The following is an 18,052-nucleotide window of genomic DNA, read 5'->3' on the forward strand; positions in this document are numbered from 1 at the left end:
CTCCGTACACATATTTCTTTCCTTTACCATTATAAACAAAAAATGCTCAAAACAGAAAAAATGAAATTTGGATTACATAACTTGAAAATCATGGTAATATATAAAATGTTAATTTCGTATATGAATATATACGTATAGGAGGAGAAATAATTTGTCAGATTTACAGACGAAGTTAGGTAGTGGAATGAATAAGTTACAAGAAGGAATAGAACAAGGGAAAATGAAGTTGCAAGTTGCACAAGAAATTGCTCAATTGAAAAAGGGAATGCAAGTGCAAATGCAGAAAAAAGCAGAGGTTCTATTAGAGGTTGGACAGCAAGTGTACGTTCAATTAAGAGGAAATGGAGTAAATGAAGCGAGCTTAAAAGAAATGATTGCTCCAGTTCAAGAATTTGATGTAGCTATTTATCAAGCAAGAAAACGCATTGTTGAATTGCAAAAACAACAAGGTGAAAAAGCTACATGTGAATGTGGTGGACCTTTATCAATAAATGATAAGTTTTGTGGTTCGTGTGGAAAGCCTAACCCAATGTTAGCAGTAGAAAATGAAGGTGAAACGGTAAATTGTATTTCATGTAATGAGCATATCGATAAAAACTCTACTTACTGTCCAGTTTGTGGAATTAAGCAAAGTGGGGAGTGAATTAAATGTATTGTCGCACATGTGGAAAACAACATGGTGAAGAAGTAAATTATTGTCCAAATGAAGGTAGTATGGAGATTGCAGGAGCTATAGATGCAATAACATTAGAAAAAGATACTGCAAAATACTGCAAAGGTTGTGGCAATGAAAATGCTCAAAAAAATTTATATTGTCAAAAGTGTGGGTATTCTTTATTTGTTGCGAAGAAAAAAGAACAATCTGTAAAATTGCCTACAATGGATGGTGCTCCTAAAGTTGAATTTAAAGCAGATAAAGCCGTTTTACAAAAAGGTTTTATTGGTGGGGCTGTTGCAAGTATTCTCATGTTAATTGCTGGTTGGATTGGTAGTTTATTATTTGCTTCTATGTTAAGTGAGATGTTTAGCAAATTTGCGAAAGAATTAGAAATGTTGCCGAATTTTTATTCGAGTGCAACTTCTACGATGTTAAGTTATCATTTACTTGGTTTTACAGCTAACGACGATAGTGGATTGATATTTTCTTTATCTTGGCATACTCCATTTACATTACTATTAATCATTCCATTTATTATTTTCGCTGGTACAGGAATTTGGTTAGGGAAGCAGCATGTTGCGAAAACGATTAAAGATCAAATTTTTATGGCATCAACAGTTGGTATTATTTATGGCGTCTTTTTATTCATTATAAGTTTTATAGCATCACAATCTTTTGCAATTCCATTCTCAGAAGCAGGTAAGATTACGGTTGGCTATTCAGCGATGAAGAGTTTATTGAGTGGTTTTGTATGTGGGACATTATTTACCTTATTAGGATTTATTGCTCATACAAGCAAAAACAATATGGCAGCAGCATTTCAAGAGTTAATGCCATATGGAGCGTCTGTTTATTACGGTGTTTCAGCTATGATAAAAGGACTTTTAGTAACAGCAGTAGCGGTTTGTATTATGGCGTTAGTAAGTAAGGAAGATGGTATTGAACCATTAAAAGAAATAACAACTTTAAAATCTGAAAGTACATTATTAGCATTAGAGTTAACACCTCAATTATGGAGTATGGCTCATTTTGCGCCGTTAGAAGTATCAAGTCCAGCACTTAGTAAGGAATTTACTGGAATTGGAAAGAAATCAAAAGCATATGAGAGCACACTATCGTTTTCATTTATATCAGGCGTCTCTGTAAATGGCGTAGAGCTCAGAGAGATATTGATTTCAAAAGGAGCAAATGAGGAAAGCCTTGCAGAATTTGATAAAGTGAATAACGTATTCCATTATGGTTTATTACTGCTTATTATTCCATTGTTCTTTATGTTTAGAGCGGGAAGAAAGTTAGCTAAATTACCGACTGCCAATATATATATTACATTAGCGGTATGCAGTGGTTCTTACACAATTATGATGATTGTAATGAATATGATTTCTAAGTTCCAAATTAATGTTTCAGGAACTGTAACAAGTTTATTTGGAACAAGCGGAACAGTACTATCTATGCAAAATTCATTTACATATTTAATTTTGTTTAGTTTTATTGTGACATATGTAGCAGCATTTGCTGGAATGAAATTAGCTAAAAAATAGGAGGAGAGCACGTTGAAGTTTTGTGGAACATGTAAAAAGAACGTTGCAGACCATTTGAACTTTTGTCCTGAGTGTGGGAGTAAAGTAGAAGTAATCGTTGATAACACTGCTGCTTCATATACAGAATTACAAAGCGAGACAAAACCAGTGAAAAGTAAGAAAAATGTATTTTTAATCATTGGTTTAGCTATTATTGTTATTTTATTATTTGGGGCATATAAATTTGGAGCATATAAGTTTTCAAAAGAAAAGCAAGTAAATGTAATGATTGAAGCATTCCAAAAGAAAGATATTAACGCAATTGATGAGTTTGTGAAAGCAAATGATTCAAGCTTAAAGATTAAGACAGAGGATATTAAAGCGTACATGCGTTATTTAAAAGAGAATCCTTCTTACAACAAACAATTGTTGTCTTATTTACAGAAAGAGACAGTAGATCAAAAGTTAACAAAAGATAAACCTGCATTTAAAGACGGGGAAATAGTAGAAGAGGGAAAAGAGTGGTTCTTATATCCAAAGTATAAGTTCAGCATGAAATCTTATTATATGAATGTAAGTACAACTGCAAAGAATGCAGAAATATATGTGAATGACAAAAAAGAAACAGAGCTTTCTAGTGATAAAAATTCGAAAGAGTTGGGGCCATACTTCCCAGGTACATATGTTGTAAAGGCAACGGCGAAGACAGAACTTACTGAATTAGAAACAGAGAAAGAAGTAGATTTAGCGGATGAGCAGAGCGAGAAAGTGAAAATTGATTTATCGCTTGAAGGCAAGTATGTAAGCATTTCTTCTGATGAAAGTGATGCAACTGTATTTGTGAATGGGAAAAAACGTGGAAAATTAAATTATGGAAGTTATAAGCTTGGCCCTGTATCCACAGATGAAACAGTAGAAGTACATTTAGAGAAAACTACTGATTTTGGTGTGATGAAATCTGAAAGTGTTAAAATTGGAGACCAAAGCACGTATTACTTAAAATTCCCGAAAGAAACATCAACTTCAGCAGTGGGCGACTTTGTAAAAAATCATATTTATGATAACGTACGTGCAATTTCATTAAATGATTTTAGTTTAATTGAAAATAATTATGATAAGAGCGGGAAATCGTATAAGGAAGACCGTGATTATATACAGTATTTACACAAAAAAGGAATTACAGAAGACTTGTTAACGATGGAAGTTCGTAATGTAGAGCGTCAAAGTGATACGAAATATAAAGTAACGACATATGAAGAGTATCATATTCGTTATGGTGATGGATCTGTGAAGTTCAAAAGTTTTAATAACGAACATATTGTAACTGTGAATGGAAATGGAAAGATGTTGTATCATTCTCTTGGTGCAAATAATACGTTGAAATCAGAAGATGTATCTGGTCCAACTCGTTAATATGAAAGAGGCTGTTCAATATTTGAACAGCCTCTTTTTGTAGCTAAATCGATATTTCGTGTCAAACCGTTGATATATCGTAAGTTATGATAGATATAATTGAAAAATCGTTGATATATTGCGATTTATGATAGATATATTCGGAAAATCGTTGATATATTTTTCTTAAATTGTGTTCACGAAGGGAAAATAAAAAGGATATCACTTAGCCGAAAAATCCGGCGAGGTGATATCTTTTTTTTCAATTATGAGTGCGTTTCTTTTAATATCGCTTGTACATACGGATCATGTAATATTTGCTCTATAATTGGCAACATATTTTGTTCAAATGGAATGTCGATAGGAAATGGTTTTTGAGAGCCTGGTTTTATTCCATATTGCACAATTTTGTAATGTGTATTGTTTTCAGACTTGAGTACAATTAACTTATAGCGATTATCATCGCCAGCGAGTGAGAAATCAATAGAAGTAGCGTTATATGTTACTTCATCTTTATATATGTACGGCTTTGGCGTACCAATCCAGTCTACTTTTGCTTGTACATTCATGGGCATAGCCTCCTTATATGTATTATAAATAAATAAAAGCCAGCTCTCAATAAAGAGAACCGGCTTGTAATTTAGCAGTCATTGGTTATTTTAAAATTTTCACTTTAACAGTTTTGCGTCCCCATTTTTGAGCAGCGCTATCTGATCCAAGTAAGATGTCGATACGGTTACCTTTAATTGCGCCACCAGTATCTCCAGCGATAGCTTCTCCGTAACCTTCTACCCATACTTTAGATCCTAATGGGATTACTTTCGGGTCAACAGCGATCATTTTCATGTTTGGATTCGCAGTTAAATCATGACCCATTGCAGTTAATACACGGCCTCCATATGTGCCACCGTTTTCGCTCGGGTGAGCTGTATATGCTGTAGCTACAACTGTTAACTCACGACCACCAGATGGTGTGCTAGTTTCAGCAGCTTTCACAGCAGGCTTAGCAGCTGGTTTTGCTTGTGCTGCAGGTGCTTGAGCCTTAGCTGGTGCTTCAGCTTTAGCAGGAACAGTCGTTTCTTGTTTCTCAATTACAGGTGCTGTACCTGTTAAGAAAGGAACATGAACATAAGCTGTTTTCCCGTTATATTCAAATTGTAACCACTCATTTTGTACTTGGTTCGTTGTTTCGATTACATCGTCTTTCTTCAACTTTCCAAGAATTTCTGAGTTTGTGTTCGCTTCAGCACGTACGTTTAATACGTTAGCTGTTACGTAGTAGATGCTTTTTGTGAACTCTGCACTTACGAATGCGTCTTTACCGTCTAAAGTAACTTTTGACCATCCGTTCTCTGTATTTTGAACATCTATCTTATTACCGTTTAGTAATTTACCGACAACTTTTGATTCCGTAGTAGGGTTTTCGCGTACGTTTAGTACGTCTGTTGTTACAACAGTTTCTGCATTAGCAGATGATGTGAAAATCCCAAGACCAAAAACTGCTGCTGTTGCTATACCAATTAATTTTTTCATGATAGCCTCCATTGCGTTTGTTTTCGTGTCCTCATTATAGCAACAGATTTTTTCGGATTTGGGGAAAACACACAATTACAAACCATTCGTAATAAGTCGTTAACATCCTGTAATATAACACAAAATATAGGAAAGCGTTTTTCATTCTATATGACTCATAGGTTTCTAGTTATATTCAAAATATTTAATACAACATGTTTTTTTCGACGTAAATAAGAATGTTACAGGAATGTTACATGATGTTTACTAAACGATTACATTCCTTGAGTATTTTACCGTTTTATGGGTAATATAGTTATATAAACATAAACATTTTGTTTGTGAAGCTATAAACACGTGCTATATACTAGCAAAAAAACCGCATAATTGTTACAAAACGAAAGGGTTGCAAGGAAGAACTTTGCCCTTTTTTACATATGTAACACATCCTTTTTTAGGAAAATACATTCCTATCCGCGTTTTTCTCACACAATTTGACAGCAGTATTTCTAACTTGTAGCTCTTGCAGAGTGAAAAGGTTATACGAAAGGTAAGGCTGTCCATAAGAATTCGAATTGGTGAAGGTGAAAGTAAGAAAATCACCGCAAAATTATAGTTTTCTATCCGATTTTACATATCGGAATTTATGTTATTTACAAAAACGAAACCTACGAAGGGGGATTTGATGAGGAAACTGACAAAAACATTCATCGTTTCATTAACATTATGTATTGCATTTACAATTTGGGGGATTATTCCCGAATCTATTATTGGAAAAGGTAGCTTAGGAAATGTAACAACCGCAATTCAAACTGCATTAGTTAGTAAGTTTGGATGGTTTTATATTATTTCCGTTTCTATTATTTTAGGTGTATCTATCTTTTTAATTGTTTCGAAATACGGTTCTATTCGTTTAGGTAAAGATGATGACGAACCTGATTATAGTTATATGACATGGTTTGCTATGTTATTTAGTGCTGGTATGGGTATTGGCTTAGTTTTCTGGGGCGTTGCCGAACCATTAAACCATTTATACGCACCTCCGTTTGGGGATAGTGCAACTGAGGAAAGTGCGCGCCTTGCACTGCGTTTTTCATTTTTCCATTGGGGATTACATCCTTGGGGACTATATGCGTTTGTAGCGTTATGTATTGCTTACTTTACCTTTAGAAAAGGAAAAGCAAGTACGATTAGTGCGACAGTAGGCCCGTTATTTAAGGGCGGGGAACACGGGCGTATTGCTCATTCATTTGATGTGTTAGCTGTTTTCGCAACTGTGTTTGGTGTTGCAACATCATTAGGTCTCGGTGCAAAACAAATTGCAGGTGGTGTTAGTTATTTAACATCTATCCCGAACTCATTAACGACTCAGTTAGTTATTATTGCAATTGTAACAGTATTATTTATGTTATCTGCGCAAACAGGTCTTGATAAAGGAATTAAATATTTAAGTAATACGAATATTATTTTTGCGTTTGCACTTATGATTATTGTATTATTTGCGGGTCCAACAAACTTTATTATGAATTACTTCACTTCAACAATCGGTTCTTATATTCAGGAATTACCAAGCATGAGCTTCCGTTTAAGTCCATTAGACGAAGGTGGAAACCAATGGATTCAATCGTGGACAATTTTCTATTGGGCATGGTGGATTGCATGGTCACCATTCGTAGGTACGTTTATTGCTCGTGTTTCACGAGGTCGTACGATTCGTGAGTTTGTTATCGGTGTGTTACTTGTGCCGACCGTAATTGGTGCACTTTGGTTCTCTGTGTTCGGCGGTACTGGTATTCATATGGAGCTGTTTGGTGATGCACATATCTTCGACAAAGTGAAAGAAATGGGAACAGAAGTAGGATTATTCGCTATGTTCGATCAGATGGGCAGCTTTGGATCAGCTTTATCGGTTTTAGGTATTTTACTTATTGCAACATTCTTTATTACATCTGCAGACTCTGCAACATTCGTTTTAGGGATGTTAACGACACATGGTAGTTTAAACCCACCAAATCGTATTAAAATGATTTGGGGTATCGTTCTAGCCGCGATAGCTTCTACGCTATTATATATTGGCGGATTAGAAGCCTTACAAACGGCAGCTATCATTGCAGCATTCCCGTTCGTCTTTGTTATTTTCTTTATGATGGCAGCATTATTTAAAGAGTTACAAAAAGAAGGACGTATGAAGCGTCATTAATAATAGAAGGAAAAGAGCTGATTTCATATCAGCTCTTTTTTTATCCCTCTATTTGCTGAGCAGTAAGAACCCCACCTCAAAATTCAGCAAAAGCAAATAAATCGAGCTGCTTGTAAAAGCCCGATTGGTGATGGCTAATGAAAGTTTCACTTTATATAGAAGAAATTTGAAATGCGGGTAGGGGAAATAAAATACTTTACCATATAAGTAGTATGCCTTTTATACGAAGAAAAAATGATAGGTTTCGACAATATTCGATACCTTACGAATTCTATTCGTATTTTTGTCAAAAATATGTCGGAAATGTGTTGTCACGTTTATATATATGTGCTATATTATTTCCTGTAAGCGATTTCAAATAGTTTTAAAGCGCATTCAAGGGGGACATCTAGAATAATGAAACGTTACGAAAGAAAGTGGAAGCATATTTGTTTGAAACGTGTGGCACATCGTAGTGTCCAAGAAAGCACGGAACCTAAGACTGAAACGCGCAAAGAACAGCAAGAGAAGCAATTGGTTCTACAAAAATAGCAATCACTTTTTCGTATATAAATGAAGGTCGATCGTTCGTTGGGGGATGGACGTGAAATTACTTTCAGCTAAGGGGTATTGTCTGATATATAATTTATACGGCAATAAATAAGCACAGAGCATACGGCGCTCTGTGCTTATTTTTATTTATCTTTTTTGAATCGAACTGTCTTATCCCAGCCAATGACTTGTTTCTTGCTCTTCGCACGTAAGTATAAGATTAAGCTGCGAATAAATAAGTACGTAAAGAGCTGTGCGTACGTAAAGTACATAATAACGCTAATAAAAATATTAGTCGGTGTAAAGGTTCGTTCGACACTCTGGGCACTAAATAATTGAGAAACATATGTAATATATGCGACATACCACATAAATAGTAGTGGAATGCTATATTGAATTTGGAATATCCCGAGTAGCCCAATTACAAACCAAACGTTCGAAATGATTAGGAATAGCCAAAATACAACATACACTAGAACTTGTTGTAAGGAATGGACGAGAAGTTTTCCTTTAAAGAAACTTAATGATGAGAACATTTTTTCTAAAATGTATAAATTCCCTTGGAGCCAACGTGTACGTTGTTTAATAAGGATTTTTAAATGCTCTGGTTCTTGTTCCCAAGTAACTGATTCTGGGACGATTGGTAAGAGATAACCTTTTTGTGTAATTCGTAATGTTAATTCGGCATCTTCTGCAATTGCATAAGGGTCATAGCCACCAAGCTCTTCTAGTGCGGAGCGACGAAGAAGCATGTTTGTTCCTGTCAGTGAGCCTGTTTGGAATAGTAACCAGCGGCCAGATTGCATAAGGAGCTGGAAGATTTGAAATTCTAGCGAAATCATTCGCGTCAGCCAGTTTCTTTTTTCGTTTACTGTACGAACATGTCCAACTGCTCCAACAGCATCTTCAGTTGTTTCAGCGTGCTCTACAAGCATTCGCAGTGCGTGTGGTTCAGGTTGGTTATCTGCATCGTACACACAGAAGTATTCACCATCTGAAATACTAAGGCCGTAATTTAATACGCGTGATTTACCCTTCGGTTCACCGGACGGAACACGAATGTGACGAATGTGGGCATAAGCTTTGTCGAAATCATCGCCGATTTCAGGTGTTTCATCTTGAGAGTTATCATTTAATAAATAAATGGTTAGCTTTCCTGGATATTCAATCTTCGCCATCGCTTCTAAAGTATCTTTAATAACGACCCCTTCATTATGAGCAGGTATGAAAATATCAACGCTCGGATAATGTTCTAGCGTACGATCTTTTCGTTTACTATTTCGGTGAATTAAGCCCGCGATTGTTAAGAAAGAGTAGTAAACGAGTAAGCCAGAGAATAGAAAGGCTGTAAAAATAAGTACATATTTAATTGAAAATGTGATACTGATCCAAAAAACGAGTACGCAAAACAGAAGAAATAAAAGAAGTATAACGAGAGTCATCATAACAATGTCTGTCCTTTGTTTCCAATTTGCTCACGTGAAATTTTTATATCTCGGATTGCTTCAGCTGCAAGCCATTGCTCCATTTTTGGCTTTAGGCGGTTCATTACAATATCAGCACCAGCTTCATTTGTGTTTTGTAATAAAATAACTAGCGTATTATTATCATATTCAGCAGCAAGGTCAAAATCATTCCTTACCGTTTCAACTAATAAGGAAGCTACACGGTCCATAACACTTTCCTTCGTATATTTACTAAAGGAAGTGAAATCAAAGTAAACAATAATGCCTGTTTCGTTACGACGATTCATTGCAGTCGTTAATAACGCTTGGCGTCTCTCGAATTCTTGTCTCGTTAGTAATTTTGATTCTCCAATATATTGTTCCAACGTTCTCACACGCTCAGTTAAAGTTTTATTTTCATGAATCACTTTTTTCAATAGGTGAGTTGTTATGTATACAATGAAGAAGTTAGCTGCCATCAGGAAGTGGGTAATCATATATTGCCATTGAACTGATGTACTCCATAAATGAAGCCATGCTTCATAAAATAAATAAAATACGGAAATGATGGTTCCTAGTATGAAGAAAATAAATGCTGTTTTGTCAGCTAAAAATAAGAATAGTACATTTACGATTACGTATATTATTGTAAAAATGAGCGCATGCTCATAATTCGTCACATGTACAGTAGTAAAATAAAATACAATTTGTAGAATCCGCATAGAGAGGATTTTATAGAACTTATCTTTCACAAAACTTTCCTCCTTAAAGCTATTTCATCCATAGATACTTGTAGTATGCGCAATTATTAAGAAATTGACTATGTCGTTAAATTCTTTTGAAGGGCAACAACAAGTAGTATTTCTATTTTCATCAGAAAAATAAAAAGATCTAAACATTATTGTATCATAATGTTCTTATATTTGGGATAAGGTGCTTGATAGATATATATAATACGCTTGGATTGCATGAAAAAAGTCTTCTCTTGGAGAAAGAGAAGACTCTATATAAGTTTATAGGAACATCATACCTGCAACTGCTGCGTTTAAGAAGTTCGCTAATGTACCAGCGATAACTGCTTTAATCCCTAATTGTGCAATTTGTTTACGGCGAGTAGGAGCTAAAGTTCCTGTTACACCTAATTGAATTGCGATAGAAGAGAAGTTTGCGAATCCACAGATTGCAAATGTTAAAATTAGATTTGTTTTGTCAGAGAACTCTGCCATGTGTGGCCCTAAGTTTGCGTATGCAACGAATTCGTTGATTGCAAGTTTTTGACCGATAAAGCTTGCTGCTTGTACAGCTTCACCTGGAGAAACACCGATTAAGATTGCAAATGGTGATAATAAGTAACCGAAGATTAAATCAAGGCTAAGTTTAATATCGAACCAAGAACCAACCCATCCTAATAATCCATTTAATAAAGCGATTAATGCGATGAAAGCCATTAACATTGCTGCTACGTTAATAACAAGTTGCATACCTTCAGATGCACCGCGTGCAGCTGCATCGATAACGTTTGCATCTTCACGTTCTGTAGAAAGTTCAACGTTATTATCTACTTTTTCTGTCTCTGGCATGATTAGTTTTGCAATTAATAAGCTTGATGGAGCTGCCATAATTGCAGCTGCTAATAAGTGCTCTAACGGAATACCCATTGCTGCATAGCCGACAAGAACGGATCCAGCAACAGCTGTCATACCGCTTACCATAATAGTGAAGAATTCACTATTTGTTAAGCGTGCTAAGTAAGGTTTAATTAAAATTGGAGCTTCAGTTTGTCCTAAAAATACAGTCGTTACTGAGTTTAAGCTTTCTGCTTTAGAAGTGCCAAGAAGTTTACTTAATGCACCACCAACGACGCTAACAAATTTCTGCATAATACCGAAATGATATAAGATTGCTACTAATGAACTAATAAATACGATTGGAAGTAGTGCTTGAATAAAGAATACAAATCCCCAAGGTCCTTTTGCGTTGACTAAATCCCCAGCAACGAACTTAATTCCCTCGTAAGAAAAATTAATTAATCCTTGAACACCGTCAGCAGCGTGTTTTAAACCTGCTTTACCAGCATCCCATCGTAATACGATAAATGAAAATGACATTTGTAATGCTAGCGCAATTAAAATTGTGCGCCAATTAATAGCTTTGCGGTTGGAAGATAGTAAGAAAGCAATTGCTAATACTCCAATCACGCCGCCAATTCCCCATAAAAGATTCATGCAGTGTATGCTCCTTCCTCATAGTAAAAAAAGTGTATAAACCAGTTGTCTATACTTTTGCGAATATACATCTTAAGTAACTTATCATAATGGACATCGGAGGTCAAACGTCTAACGAAAAGTTTAAATAAAAAGAAAATTCTTCAAAAAAACACATATGAAATGAATGGACATGAAATAGGTTATGTTTTTTATGAGAATATATACATTATGATAACGTTATGGATTATTTTTGCAGAATAAAGTGTATGAAATGGAAGAATGGATACATTATTTTTATAGAGAGAAGGTAGGAGAAAGGGAGTAATATGTTGAACTCATAGCAAAAAGCCTTCTAGTAAACTAGAAGGCTTGGAAACTATTAATTAAGGTGCTTTCGTGTATCCTAAGAAGTGGCTCTTCCAATAAGAGTTACTTAATGAAGCGATTGCTACACCTTTATCTCCAGCTTGGATAAATGATCCGCCCCCAAGGTAAATACCCATGTGAGAAGGACCTGATTTATAAGTGTTTTGGAAATAAATTAAGTCACCTGGTTGTGGATTTGAAGTTTGTGGTAGGCTACTCCAATATCCCGCAACACTTTGACGGCTAATGTTATGACCAAATTTCTTAAATACGTGGTAGATGTAGCCACTGCAGTCTACGCCGTTAGCAGAAGTTCCGCCCCAAACGTATGGTACACCTTGCATTGATTTTGCATATGCAAGTACGGAAGAACTGTCGCCACTATTATTGCCTGTATTATTATTGTTGTTATTGTTTTGATTGTTATTTTGGTTATTGTTAGGCTTATTATCTACTGCGCCTCCAACTGGTGTTTTAGATAGGTAACGTGTTCCGATATAACCATTTTGACCGTTGTAGTTAATTTTGCTCCATCCAGAGTTTTCAGAGATTACTTGAACCTTCTGACCTTGTGGAAGTGCGCCTATGATTCTATAATTTGTACCTTCGCCGCTACGTACATTTAGTGCAGAAGCATTAATGTAATAGTCGCCAATTGCACCTTGGTTAGGTTTTTCAGGTTGTTTTGGTTGCTCAGGAGTAGTAGTGCCACCTTTAACGAATTTTACAAATTCGCTACTAACAAAGCCTGTTTTTCCTTGGTAATTTACTTTAAACCAACCGTTTTCAGATCCAACTACGTTTAATGTTGTACCGTTTAAAACGCCACCAATTACACTATGGTAAGCGGCAGGGCCTGTACGAACACGTAAAGATGTAGCGTTAACTACGTAAGAACCACCAGTTTGAATAGTTCCATTATTATTGTTTTGCTCTTGTTTGTTGCCTTCTGTAACGTTTTCGTTAGAACCGCCTTTTGTTACGTAGTCTTTGCTTATATAAGCAGTTTGTCCTGCGTAATTGATTTTGAACCAATCTTGAACTTCGCCGACAACTTGTACTACTTGTCCTTTTTTGACAGAACCTACAGTTGTGTGAGAAGTACTAGGACCTGTACGAACGCGAAGGGAAGATACATTTACTGTATAGTTTCCGCTTGCTGGTTTTACTTCTTGGTTGTTATTATTCGTATTGTTGTTTGAAGAACCCCCATTAGAAGAAACGCCAGATACGAATTCGCCACTTACATAACCTACTTGTCCATTATGGTTAATTTTCACCCAACCATTTTCTTGTCCAATTACGTTTAATGTTTGTCCTTCATATACACGTCCAGAAACAGAACTAGATGTGTTAGGAGCTGTACGTACACGTAATACATCAGCAGTAACTTTATTGTTTCCACCTGTGCTTACATTGTTGTTTGCTGCTCCACTTTTTGATACAAATTCGCCACTAACAAAGCCTGTTTGTCCGTTAATGTTAATTTTGAACCAACCATTTTCTTCGCCAATCACGTTTAATGATTGACCGTTATAAACGCGTGAGATGATGTCGTGAGAAGTGCTTGATCCCGCACGAACATGTAAGACGCTCGCGTTTACCTTATAAGATGAGCTGTTTGACGCAGAAGCTTGGACAGTTGTAGCAGCTTTTTGTGTATTTTGTTCAGGTGCAGCTTGAACACTATCAAGTGTAGGTGCTGCTCCTCCTGCTACAGACACTGCCGCAAGACCGGCAAGATACTTTTTCATAATTTGTCGATTCCTTTCTGTCTGTAATGTAGTGAAGAAATATTTACCAACTGTTAAAAATTCTAAAGAGCATGTCGATTACTGTCAAGGCTTATGTGGGAATCTGAATATGACAAAAAGATTACAAGAAAAAATCAAGGCATAAATTTACACCTTGAGTTCCATTTAAATGCATATATTGAATATGAAAGGACAGAAATTATTCGTGTTTAAGAAGATGACATATTGGATTGTAACAAGATTTTATTAAAAGATTTTTGCAGTTTTTTGGTGATAGGTCCAACTTGCCCATCTTGAATCGCGGTTCCATCAAGGTGGGTCATTGGTAAAATTTCAATCGTTGTGCCTGTGAAAAAGCATTCATCTGCTTGATAAACGTCACGAACGCTGAAAAGTTCTTCCTGTACAGGTATGTGAAGGGTATTCGCTAAAGAAAGGACATATTGACGAATAATGCCATTTAAAATAAGGTGATTGGCTGGATGTGTGTAAAGGGTTCCGTTTTTAATTAAAAAGAAGTTGGAATGACTTCCTTCCGTTACAATACCATTCCTTACGAGAAGTGCCTCTTTACAGCCTTTCCGTTCAGCTTTCGTAGCAGCTAGTACGTTTGGTAATAAATTTAATGATTTAATGTCACAGCGTAACCATCGAGTATCCGGTTCTGATATAGCGCGTATACCATATTCGATCCATAACGCTGGTCTTTCTTTTTTTGTAATATAGGCATAAATTGTCGGAGGGTTATCATATGAAAATATATGTGTGCGAGCTTGTACACCGCGAGATACTTGCAAATAAATTGTGCCATCTTCGTGGAAATGGTTTCTTTCAATTAATTTGTAAAGTAAAGTGATAAGTTCAGCTTTTGAGAAAGGGAGCGATAATTCTATTTCTTCCATGGATCGATATAATCTCGTTATGTGCGGATCTAATAAGTGAAAGTTCCCTTTATATAGGCGAATAACCTCGTAGACACCATCTCCGAACTGCAAACCTCTTTCTTCAAGTTCTATGTACGTTTGTTGTTTTGTTGTATCAATAACTTCATCATTCCAAAGTACAAATTTTTCGTATGCCAATTTCCGTCCCATCCTTTCGTAAGTACGTAAGTAACGTGAAACTTTCATTCATGCGAGATAAGAATCACTATAGTAATTTTTATGTAAGTAATTCTCTACATATGCCCGTAAATGCCCGATTGGTGAGGGCTGATTAAAGTTTCACTTTACAGCATTTTGTATATACAAATTCGAAAATAAGAATGAGAATCCTGCTTTTAAATAAAAAAAAGCAACATTCTTATGGAATGCTGCACAAGGAGGGTAGCTATCTTTCATAGGGACATTGTCTCGTTGAATGCTTTGTGTATGGAAACAAAACATGTTGAAAGACAATCATAAGAAAGTAGAAACAAAAGATTTACACATTTCTTTAAGGGATCTTACGAAAGATGAGAGATAAGAAATATGTAGAACCTTGTTTACATATTTTATTATAGAGATTTTTCATTAATACTATGTGAATATTTGGTAAAGGTTATGTAATTTTAAAGTTAATGAATATAAGTAGTTGTATGGAAGAAAATAAAAAAAGAGGCTGAGATTACTCAGCGCTCTTCTTTTCTTCTTTAATAGCTGTTTTTACTTCACCAGTTTTGATCTTATTACTTTCAGAGAAGCGAAGTAAGTCACCTTCAATGATTTTATCAGACATGTTCAATTCATTTTGGGCACGATCAATTAGTGGTTGAGATTCTTCTTTCGGTAATTGTACAACTTCGCCAGTAGCACGGTCGTAGAATGTACTGTTTGTGTACATGTATTTATCTGTAACGAAGCTACCGTCACGAAGAACAACAAATCCTTTATTATCAGGTGAGAATACGTCATGACCGAATCGAACGTCATTTGTAGAATCTACACCAAGTAAGTTTAGAATAGTTGGTTTAATATCAATTTCACCAGTTGGTTTCGAAATTGTTTTACCTTCTTTTTGACCTGGAACGTGAATAAACATCGGTGTTTTTTGTAAGTTCATATGGTCAAATGCAGTGATTTCTTCTTTTCCTAAGAACTGTGCCATTGCACGGTTATGGTTTTCAGAAATACCGTAGTGGTCACCGTAGAATACGATTACTGAGTTGTCGTAAATACCTTCTGCTTTTAGACGCTCAATAAAGTGTTTCATTGCTTCGTCTAAGTAACGAGCAGTTACCATGTAACGGTCAAATACTCCATCACCAGAATTATATTCGTCGATTAATTTTGTACTGTCATCGTAAGTGAATGGGTAATGATTTGTTAAAGTAAGGAAGCGAGTATAGAATGGTTGCTTCACTTCTTTCAACATATCAATAGATTGATCGAAGTATTCGATATCTTTTAATCCCCAGTTTAATTTTGTTTCCGGCGTAATCTTGTAATCAAGCTCGTTGTAGTAACGATCATAACCAAGTGCTGGATACATAATGTTACGGTTCCAGAATGTTGCGTTGTTTGCGTGGAATACCGACGTGTGATACCCTTGCTGACGTAAAATTTCTGGAGTTGCTGTATATTCATTGTTACCGTGTGTGAAGAATACAGCACCGCGGTCTAGTGGATATAAAGAAGTATCTACTAGGAATTCAGCATCAGATGTTTTACCTTGCCCAGTTTGATGGAAGAAGTTATCAAAGTAATAACTTTCTTTCGTAAATTGGTTTAAGAATGGTGTAACTTCTTGTCCGTTAACTGTTGCGCCAATTAAGAATGTTTGTAATGACTCAAGAGAGACAACAATTACGTTTTTCCCTTTTGCAGTACCGAACATATTTGGATCTGGTTTACTTTGTGTTGTTTTCACGTAGTTTTCTGTTTCTTGTAATTTACTACCGTCAGCGAATGCTTTTTGTGAACTTGATTTCGCTTGTAAGCCAAGATCGTATACTTGGTGTACATATAATCCTAAGTTTTTAACAAGCATAACGCGGTCGAATGAACGTGTTAATAGTTCTGGACGTTCAGCTTCTGCAAGCCCTAAGTTTGCGAAGAAAATAGCAACTGTTGATACGAAGTATAGAGAACGCATCGGGCGTGCTACACGCTCTGTAGGTGCAAAGTTTTTCATTTTCTTCAACAGAACGAAGAATATGATAATGTCTGCAAATGCAAGAATAATTTTGTAGTTAAATAATTCTTGCACACTAGAACCTAAACTTCCGAAGTTAGATGTTTGTCCGAGTACTGGTAAAGTAACGAAGTCATTGTAGAATCCGTAGAACATTACGTTACCAACAAGAACGATTGTTAAGATAAAATTAATTCCTAGTGCTATATAGTTACGTTTTTTCCCTTTTGCAAATAATGCAAGACCAACAAGCAGTAATGATGCTGCTAATGGGCTAAGGAATAAAATGAATTCTTGCATGAAAGATTCAAGTTTTAAATCAAAGCTTGTGCGTGTAATAATGTAAGTTTTCAGCCATAAGGCTAATGCTACGAATACAGTGAAACGCACATTTTGAAATTGTGATTTCAAGGTTTCTTTCATTCATTTCCACCCTTTCTCTATCAGGCTTGGTCGATTTTGGAGCGAAAAATGCTAAAATAAAAAATACATAGTTTTCTTGGCCATAATTAAAGGTTCTATATTCACCCATATACGACTATAACTATGCATACCCTTTTGGTTTCTTTTGTTGCTCATAAGCATAACGTCATTTCTGTATTATACAACAAAATTCATTTCTGAGAAACACTATAACATTTTACATTTTTTGTATAAGATTTGTCACTACCAGAGAAAACTTTAACATTCGTTTATATGTCCGTCAACTAGAAAATATAACAAAGATAGAGCAGAATGTTAAGTGGAAGTGAAAATTTTCTTTGTTGAGAAATAAGAAACGAAGATGGGTAAGGGTTATCTAGAAATCTATTATATGAAGGAAATTGTGTAAAAATTAACGAACACTTGTTCTTTTTTAGTTTGTTTGTTACAATGAAAGTTCATTGATAGGTTTTGTGTAATTTCTATGAACTTTTACTGATAACATATTGTAGCTTATTTCTTTTTAAAAATAGGGAGGCTTTTACATGAAACAAAAATTTTCAGTTGAAGCGTTTTGGAAGAAAGTAAAACATGTTGCAAAGCAAGCAGGGCAGTCGGTCATTTATACAAGTTTATTACTGTTTTACGTTTTGCAAAGACCCGATGTTCCAAAACGAGTGAAAATTATTGTAATTGGAGCACTTGCTTATTTTATTGCACCGATTGATGCGATTCCAGATTTCATTGCTGGAATTGGTTATACGGATGATTTAGGGGCGTTAACGGCCGCACTAATACAGGTGTCGTTATACGTCAATGAAGATGTGAAAGATAAGGCACGAGTGAAGTTGGCAGAATGGTTTGGTTCGGATATAGACACAACATTTATCGATCAGAAATTAGGTCAATAGGTGAAACCTGTCATAAGGTGAC

14 protein-coding genes are annotated in these 18,052 nt (G+C 35.5%); 6 read left to right on the top strand and 8 right to left on the bottom strand.

What is annotated here, in order from left to right:
* Positions 1 to 151 precede the first annotated feature (151 nt).
* From ACS2FK_RS10410 to ACS2FK_RS10420, 3 genes are read left to right on the top strand one after another with little or no spacing between them, the layout of a single operon-like run.
* Positions 152 to 643: a zinc ribbon domain-containing protein gene (locus tag ACS2FK_RS10410; protein ID WP_001281749.1), complete on the top strand. Its 492-nt coding sequence runs from the start codon at positions 152 to 154 to the stop codon at positions 641 to 643.
* Positions 644 to 648: 5 nt separating this feature from the next.
* Positions 649 to 2,199: a zinc ribbon domain-containing protein gene (locus tag ACS2FK_RS10415; RefSeq protein ID WP_063549087.1), complete on the top strand. Its 1,551-nt coding sequence runs from the start codon at positions 649 to 651 to the stop codon at positions 2,197 to 2,199.
* A gap of 12 nt (positions 2,200 to 2,211) precedes the next feature.
* Positions 2,212 to 3,591, top strand: a complete 1,380-nt coding sequence (locus ACS2FK_RS10420; protein WP_063549085.1) for a zinc ribbon domain-containing protein — start codon at positions 2,212 to 2,214, stop codon at positions 3,589 to 3,591.
* 245 nt (positions 3,592 to 3,836) lie between these two features.
* On the opposite strand, the gene ACS2FK_RS10425 is transcribed toward ACS2FK_RS10420, so the two are convergent.
* Positions 3,837 to 4,139, bottom strand: coding sequence for a DUF3910 family protein (locus ACS2FK_RS10425; RefSeq protein WP_001102539.1), 303 nt, complete (start codon positions 4,137 to 4,139; stop codon positions 3,837 to 3,839).
* Between the two features lie 85 nt (positions 4,140 to 4,224).
* Positions 4,225 to 5,103 (bottom strand): cell wall-binding protein EntA, encoded by an 879-nt coding sequence (locus ACS2FK_RS10430; protein WP_000733343.1) that lies wholly within the window; start codon positions 5,101 to 5,103, stop codon positions 4,225 to 4,227.
* A gap of 664 nt (positions 5,104 to 5,767) precedes the next feature.
* On the opposite strand from ACS2FK_RS10430, the gene opuD reads away from it, so the two are divergent.
* Complete coding sequence (gene opuD, locus ACS2FK_RS10435; RefSeq protein WP_001229103.1) at positions 5,768 to 7,282, top strand: glycine betaine transporter OpuD; 1,515 nt, start codon at positions 5,768 to 5,770, stop codon at positions 7,280 to 7,282.
* Positions 7,283 to 7,678: 396 nt separating this feature from the next.
* Positions 7,679 to 7,813, top strand: a complete 135-nt coding sequence (locus ACS2FK_RS10440; protein ID WP_000833067.1) for a hypothetical protein — start codon at positions 7,679 to 7,681, stop codon at positions 7,811 to 7,813.
* A 143-nt stretch (positions 7,814 to 7,956) separates the two neighbouring features.
* Here the strand turns inward: ACS2FK_RS10440 and ACS2FK_RS10445 are convergent, their stop codons facing one another.
* The 6 genes from ACS2FK_RS10445 to ACS2FK_RS10470 all read right to left on the bottom strand — a co-directional run bounded on the left by ACS2FK_RS10445 (position 7,957) and on the right by ACS2FK_RS10470 (position 17,119).
* A complete protein-coding gene (locus ACS2FK_RS10445) occupies positions 7,957 to 9,258 on the bottom strand; it encodes a glycosyltransferase family 2 protein (RefSeq protein ID WP_000988755.1) in 1,302 nt (433 codons plus the stop codon).
* Positions 9,255 to 10,010, bottom strand: coding sequence for a diguanylate cyclase (locus ACS2FK_RS10450; RefSeq protein ID WP_063549083.1), 756 nt, complete (start codon positions 10,008 to 10,010; stop codon positions 9,255 to 9,257). Before ACS2FK_RS10450 ends, ACS2FK_RS10445 begins: the two co-directional genes overlap by 4 nt.
* Positions 10,011 to 10,271: 261 nt before the next feature.
* Positions 10,272 to 11,483 carry a NupC/NupG family nucleoside CNT transporter gene (locus tag ACS2FK_RS10455; protein WP_001051020.1) on the bottom strand — a complete coding sequence of 404 codons (1,212 nt, stop codon included), beginning with the start codon at positions 11,481 to 11,483 and terminating at the stop codon, positions 10,272 to 10,274.
* 365 nt (positions 11,484 to 11,848) lie between these two features.
* Positions 11,849 to 13,585, bottom strand: coding sequence for a C40 family peptidase (locus ACS2FK_RS10460; RefSeq protein WP_063549081.1), 1,737 nt, complete (start codon positions 13,583 to 13,585; stop codon positions 11,849 to 11,851).
* Between the two features lie 209 nt (positions 13,586 to 13,794).
* On the bottom strand, positions 13,795 to 14,679 hold the full coding sequence (locus tag ACS2FK_RS10465) for a D-amino-acid transaminase (protein WP_075717958.1): 885 nt from the start codon (positions 14,677 to 14,679) through the stop codon (positions 13,795 to 13,797).
* Between the two features lie 511 nt (positions 14,680 to 15,190).
* On the bottom strand, positions 15,191 to 17,119 hold the full coding sequence (locus ACS2FK_RS10470) for an LTA synthase family protein (protein WP_063549079.1): 1,929 nt from the start codon (positions 17,117 to 17,119) through the stop codon (positions 15,191 to 15,193).
* Positions 17,120 to 17,664: 545 nt separating this feature from the next.
* Here ACS2FK_RS10470 and ACS2FK_RS10475 point away from each other — a divergent pair.
* Positions 17,665 to 18,030: a YkvA family protein gene (locus ACS2FK_RS10475; RefSeq protein ID WP_000810378.1), complete on the top strand. Its 366-nt coding sequence runs from the start codon at positions 17,665 to 17,667 to the stop codon at positions 18,028 to 18,030.
* Positions 18,031 to 18,052 lie beyond the last annotated feature (22 nt).

The organism is Bacillus cereus group sp. BceL220 (assembly GCF_051776965.1).
Lineage (GTDB): Bacteria > Bacillota > Bacilli > Bacillales > Bacillaceae_G > Bacillus_A > Bacillus_A cereus.